A 6821-nucleotide genomic window follows, 5' to 3' on the forward strand; every position below is an offset into this window, starting at 1 on the left:
GATCGAGCACTGGCTCATCGCGCGCGCCGCCGACCGGCTCGGCCTGCCCGCCGCCGCGCTGGACCCGACCCGCCCGCTGTCGGCTCTCGGCATCGACTCGCGTACCGCGGTGGCCATCCTGGACGAGCTCGGGACGTGGCTCGGCCGCAGCATCCCGCCCACGGCCGCGTTCAACCACCCCACGCCGCGCGACCTGGCCCGGGAACTGGCCCGCGCCCCGCAGGCCGCGGCCCGCGAGAGCCACACCCGTCGCGACGTCGCCGACCGCCCGGCCGCCGACCGCCCGGCCGCGTCCGACCGCTCGACCGAACGGGCGACCGAACCCATCGCCGTCGTCGGCATCGGCTGCCGGCTGCCCGGCGCTCCCGACCCGCAGGCGTACTGGCAGCTGCTGCTCGACGGCCGCGACGCGATCACCGAGGTGCCCGCCGAGCGCTGGCCGGCGCACGTGGCCGGCGCCGCCGGCGAGGTCGACCTGCCGCGGCACGGCGGTTTCATCGACGGGGTCGATCAGTTCGACGCCAGGTTCTTCGGCATCTCCGCCCGCGAGGCCGAGCGCATGGACCCGCAGCAGCGGCTGCTGCTGGAGACCGCCTGGCACACCCTCGACGACGCCGCGCTCGCCCCGAGCGCGCTGGCCGGCTCGGACACCGGCGTGTTCGTCGGCATCAGCAGCCACGACTACTCCGAGCTGCAAATGCCGCACCTCGACGCGGTGGACATCCACACCGCCACCGGCAACGCGCACTCCATCGCCGCCAACCGGCTCTCCTACCTGCTCGACCTGCGCGGCCCGAGCATCGCCGTGGACACGGCCTGCTCCTCCTCGCTGGCGGCGGTGCACCTGGCCTGCCAGAGCCTGCGCGCGGGGGAGTGCTCCGTGGCGCTCGCCGGCGGTGTCAACCTGCTGATCACCCCGGGCCTGTCCGTCGCGTTCTCCCGGGCGCAGATGCTCGCCGCGGACGGCCGCTGCCGCACCTTCGACGACTCGGCCGCCGGTTATGCGCGCGGGGAAGGCGCCGCGCTCGTGTGTCTCAAACCACTGTCCGCGGCGATCGCCGACGGCGACCGCGTCTACGCCACGATCAACGGTTCGCACCAGAGTCACGGCGGCCGCGCCAACGGCCTGACCGCGCCGAAGAGCACCGCGCAGCGCGCCGTCATCGAACGCGCACTCGCGCAGGCCGGGCTGCGCGCGGACCGCGTCGCGTATGTGGAAGCGCACGGCACCGGCACCAGCCTCGGCGACCCGATCGAGTGGGAGGCGCTGGCACAGGTCTACGGCGGCGGCCGCGCCGACGTGCCGTGCCTGGTCGGCTCGGCCAAGGCCAACATCGGCCACCTGGAGGCCGCCGCGGGCGCCGCGGGACTCATCAAGGCCGCGCTCGTGCTGCACCACGGCGAGGTGCCGCCGCAGGCGAACTTCCGCACCCCCAACCGGCATCTGGCCATGGATGGCAACACCCTGACGGTGCCGGTGCGCCGGCAGCCGCTGCCCAGGCCCGCGGGCGGCCCGGCCTGCGCCGCGGTCAGCTCCTTCGGCTTCGGCGGCGCGAACGTGCACCTCGTGCTGTCCGCGGCGCCCCCGGCCGCCGCACCCGCGCGGCCTGCCGAGCGCGGCACGCACGCGCTGTGCCTTTCGGCGCACACCCCGACCGCGCTGACCACGCTCTCCCAGCGCTACCGCACCCATCTGGCCGCGCACCCGGACATCCGCATCGACGAGCTCTGCCACACGGCGAACACCGGCCGCGCCGCCCTTGGCCACCGCGCGGTGCTGCTGGCCGACTCCACGACAGAACTCGACGACGTCCTCGACGCCCTCGGCCGCGGCGAGACGCACCCGAACCTGCTGCGCGGACACTTCGGCGCACAGGCCGCGCCCGCGGTCGCGTTCCTCTTCAGCGGGCAGGGCAGCCAGCACGCCGGCATGGGTGAGGCGCTGTACCGCGCGCACCGCGGCTTCGCCGGCACGATCGACCGCGCCGACCGGGTCCTGCGGCCGCAACTGGGCCGCTCCCTGCACGATCTGCTGTTCGACGCGGACGGCGGGGAGCAGTTGCGGCGCACGAGGTACTGCCAGCCCGCGCTGGTCGCCTTCCAGATCGCGCTGGCCGAGCTGTGGATCTCGCTCGGTGTGCGGCCCGTCGCGGTGCTCGGGCACAGCATCGGCGCGCTGGGCGCGGCCTGCGTCGCGGGCGCCCTGTCCTTCGAGGACGCGCTCACCCTCGCGGCGGCTCGCGGCGAGCACATGGACGCGCAGCCCGGCGACGGCGCGATGATCGCCTGCGCGGGCGACGCGGGCACCATCCAGTCCGCGGCCGCGGACTTCGCCTCGGTTTCCATCGCCGCGGTCAACACCGACGAGCAGTTGGTGCTCTCCGGCCTGGAAACCGAGATCCAGGCCGTGCGCGAGGCGCTGGAGGCCCGGTCCGTCACGGTCAAGCCGCTGACCGTCTCGCACGCGTTCCACTCCAAGCTGATGGCCGGGGCGGCGGCCCCGCTGCGCGATGCCGCGCGCCGGATCCGGTTCGCCGAACCCCGGATCGCCTGGATATCCGACGCCACCGGGCGCCCCGCAGGCACCGTAGACGCGGACTACTGGGTCGAGCACATGCTCGGCACGGTGCGGTTCGCCGACGGGTTCAGAACCCTGCGAAGCCTTGGCGCCACCGCCTTCGTGGAGGTGGGCCCGCACCCCACGCTGCTCAGCCTCGGCCGCGCGATCGTGCGCGCCGACGCCGCCCAATCCGACGCCGCCGACATTGCCGCCACCGGCGCCGGGACCGCGCTGTGGCTGGCCTCGCTGCGCCGCGGCACCGCCGACGCCGAGGTGCTGCTGCGCTCCCTCGGGCAACTGCACTGCGTCGGCGGGAGCGTCGACTGGGCCGCGCTCGACCACGGGAACCGGCCGCGCCGCGTCTCCGTGCCGCGCACCGTGCTGGAACCGCAGCGGTACTGGTTCAGCCCGCCCCTGCGCGCCGAGGCCGGCGCCGTGAACGCAGCCGGCCCGGCGCAGCAGAACGCGGCCGCGTCCGACTCGTACGCCTCACACGCCGCGTCCGCCTCACACGCCGCGTCCGCCTCGTACGCACAGCCCACGCCGCACGCACCGGCAACGCACGGATCGAACGGCTACGTCTCGAACGGCTACGTCGCGCACCCAGCCGCCGGCCACTCGGCCATCCGGCCCGCGCGCACCGAGCTTCAGGGCTCTGATCCGAATCGCCCGGACGCGGTCCACCGGCAGGTGATCGGCCACGTCTCCCAGGTCTGCGGCTTCCCGCCGGACCAGATCCCGGCGCACGCCAGGCTCGGCATGGACCTGGGCTTCGACTCGCTGATGAAGACCGAACTGCAGCGGCGCGTCACGACCGGATACCCGCACCTGCTCGACCAGCTGCGCGAGGCGCTGCCTCAGGATCCCACCGTCGGGCAGCTCATCGACCTGCTGCGCGGCAACGGGTCCGGCGCTGCTCAGAGCACCTGGCAGGCGCCCGCGTCAGTACCCGTGCTCGCTACGGCACCCGGCCCCGCTCCGGCACCCGGCCCCGCACCTGCTCCGGCATCCGCATCCGCGCAGTGGCCCGAACCGCTGCCCGAGCCCGCCGCCGCGCCGGTCGTGCGAGAGCGCCGGTTCGAGGACTGGGCCGAATACGCCGAGCTGCGCGGGCGGCTGCGGCAGGCCGAATCCAGCGGCGCCAACCCCTACGGCCGCATCCACGACGGCTTCAACGGCGCGGTGGCCAGCGTCGAGGGCCGGCCGATGATCAACTTCTCCGCGTTCAACTACCTCGGCCTCTCCCAGCATCCGCGGGTGCGCCGGGCCGCCCTCGACGCCATCGAGCGCTACGGCACCTCCTGCTCGGCCACCCCGCTGCTGTGCGGCGAGACCCCGCTGCACCACGAACTGGACCGCGAGATCGCCGGATTCCTCGGCACCGACGCGGCGATCGTGTTCGCCGGCGGCCACGCCACCAACGTGGCCACCGTCGGGCACCTGTTCGGCCCGCAGGACCTCATCCTGCACGACGCCTGGATCCACGACAGCTCGGTGCGCGGCAGCATCCTGTCCGGCGCGCGCCGCCGACCCTTCCCGCACAACGACTGGCAGGCGCTCGACCGCATGCTGGGCGCCGTGCGCGACCAGCACCGGCGCGCGGTCGTGCTGATCGAGGGCGCATACAGCCAGGACGGCGACCTGCCCGACCTGCCGCGCTTCATCGAGGTCAAGGCGCGCCACGACGCCATGCTGATGATCGACGAGGCGCACTCCATCGGCGTGCTCGGACGCACGGGACGCGGAGTCGGCGAGCACTTCGGCGTCCCGCGCGACCAGGTGGACCTGTGGATGGGCACCCTGAGCAAGGCGCTGGGCAGCCTCGGCGGCTACATCGCGGCCGACGAGCAGATCATCCAGTACCTGAAGTTCACCACCCCGCTGTACATCTTCAGCACCGGCATCTCCCCGGCCAACGCCGCCGCCGCGCTCGAAGCGCTGCGCGTGATCCGCGACGAGCCGCACCGGGTCGCCGAACTCCAGCGGCTGGCCGAGCACTTCCGCCGCGCCGCCCGCGCGCGCGGCATGGACGTCGGGGTCTCCCGGGCCTCCGCGGTCGTCCCGATCATCCTGGGCGACTGGGAGCGCGCCATGGCGATCTCCAACACCCTGCACGCCGCCGGGGTCAACGTGATGCCGATCGGCTACCCCGCGGTGGACCGGGACAAGTGCCGGCTGCGCTTCTTCATCAACACCGACCACACCGAAGCAGACCTCGAACACTCCCTCGACCTTCTGGGGCAGGCCATGGACGAGCACTCCGCCCACCTTCCGTCGGCGCGCCCGACGTCACCGCACGCCGGCTCCGATGCCGGCTCCGATGCCGACCTGCGCTCCGCGACATCCGCCGCGTCCGCGGCCGAGCCCGGCGTGCGCTCCGAGCGCGCCGCGTCCGGCCGCCGCCCCGCCGAGGTGCTTGTCGCCGGCGCGAGCGGCTTCATCGGCGGCCACCTGGTACGCCACCTGGCCGACCACGGGTACCGGGTACGTGCCCTGGTTCGCGAGCGCAGCGACTGCACCGCCCTGGCCGGGCTGCCGGTCGAACTGGCCACCGGCGCCCTGGACGACCCCGAGAGCCTGCGCCGCGCGGCCGACGGCGTGCGTTACGTCTACAACTGCACCGGCAAGTCCGCCGACTGGGGCGCTTGGGAGGAGTTCCGCTCCGTCAACGTCGAAGGCTGCGTCAACCTGGTCGACGCCGCCGCGCGGGCCGGAACCGTCGAGCGTTTCCTGCACATGAGCACCACGGACGTGTACGGCTACCCGACGATCCCCTGTGACGAGAGCCGCGAGCCGCGCGACATCGGCCTGCCCTACAACCGCAGCAAGGTCATGGGCGAGCGCGCGGTGCGTGAAGCCGCGGAACGCGCCGGGCTGCCGCTGACCATCGTGCGCCCCGTGTCGGTCTACGGCCCGCGCAGCAAGGACTTCGTGATCGAGATCGCCAACCTGTTGCTCAAGAAGCAGATGGTCTACATCGCCGGCGGGCGGGTGCCGGCCGGGCTGCTGTACGTCGGCAACGCCGCCGAGGCGATGATCGCCGCCTGTATGAGCCCTGACACGGTCGGCCGCGCGTACAACCTGCGCGACCCCGAGCTGACCACCTGGCGCGAGTACATCGAGGCGCTGGCCAAGGGTCTGGGCGCCAAGCCCCCGTCGGTCAACCTGCCCGGCGCGGTGGCCACCGGCGTGGCCACGGTCTCCGAGAAGCTCTACGGCGCGCTGCGCATCAGCTCCCGGCCCGTGCTCACCCGGCACGCCGTCCGGCTGCTCGACCGCGACCAGTCCTACGCCATCGACCGCGCCCGCGAGGACTTCGGGTTCAAGAGCGAGATCAGCTTCGAGGAGGGCATGCGCCTGACCCTCGGGTGGCTCGACTCGGCCGAAGGCCGCCTGCACGTGGCCCGCTGACGGCCCGTCACCGACAGAAAGCCGCCCGCTGATGCCGTCGACCCACCTGCTGACCGACCGGCCCCCCGCCCGGCCGCGTCCCCGCGCCTCGGGCGCCGACGCCTGGTTCCCGGACCAGCGCGCCGCCCGGGACGGCCGGCTTCCGCTGATCTGCCTGCCCTACGCGGGCGGCACCGCGTCGATCTACCGCGACTGGGCCGGCGAACTCGGCCCGGACGTACACGTCGTCCCGGTGCTGCTGCCCGGCCGCGGGCTGCGCGGCCGGGAAGAGCCGTACACGTCGATGCGGCCGCTCGCGCAGGACCTGGCCGCCGCGATCGCCGAGCGCGGCCTGGCCGCCGGCCGGTACGCGCTGTTCGGCCACAGCATGGGCGCGCTGGTCGCCTACGAGGTCGCCTGCCGGTTGCGCTCGCTCGGCCTGCCGGAACCGGCGCACCTGTTCGTCTCCGGCAGCAAGGCCCCGCACATGTACGGCGACCGGGCCGACCACCTGCTCGCCGACCCGCAGCTGCGCCAGCTCGTGCGGGACCTCGGCGGCCTCGGGCCGGACGAGGTGACCGGCGAGGCCTACCTGCTGCACCGGCTGCCGGTCCTGCGGGCGGATCTGACGGTGTGCGACCGCTACCGCTGGACCCCGCGGCCGCCGCTGCGCTGCCCGGCCACCGCGCTCGGTGCCTCGGGCGACCCGATAGCCACCGCCGCGCAGATCGACGCGTGGCGCGAGCACACCACCGGTTCGCTGCTGCGCCGCGAGCTGACCGGCGGCCACTTCTACCTCACCGGCCCGGCCCGCCCGCGGCTGCTGGCCGAGTTGCGCCGCGACCTGGCGCCCCTGACCGCGGCCGAAGAC

The 6821-nt window shown here is 74.2% G+C and carries 2 protein-coding genes; both read left to right on the forward strand.

From position 1 onward, the window contains the following. Positions 1-5971: type I polyketide synthase (locus KGA66_RS27370; protein ID WP_211472197.1), on the forward strand; the 5971-nt coding region annotated here is incomplete at its 5' end. 31 nt (positions 5972-6002) lie between these two features. Continuing rightward, the coding region (locus tag KGA66_RS27375; protein ID WP_211472199.1) for a thioesterase II family protein at positions 6003-6821 on the forward strand (819 nt) is incomplete at its 3' end.

The organism is Actinocrinis puniceicyclus (assembly GCF_018283645.1).
In the GTDB taxonomy this organism is placed as follows: Bacteria; Actinomycetota; Actinomycetes; order Streptomycetales; family Catenulisporaceae; genus Actinocrinis; species Actinocrinis puniceicyclus.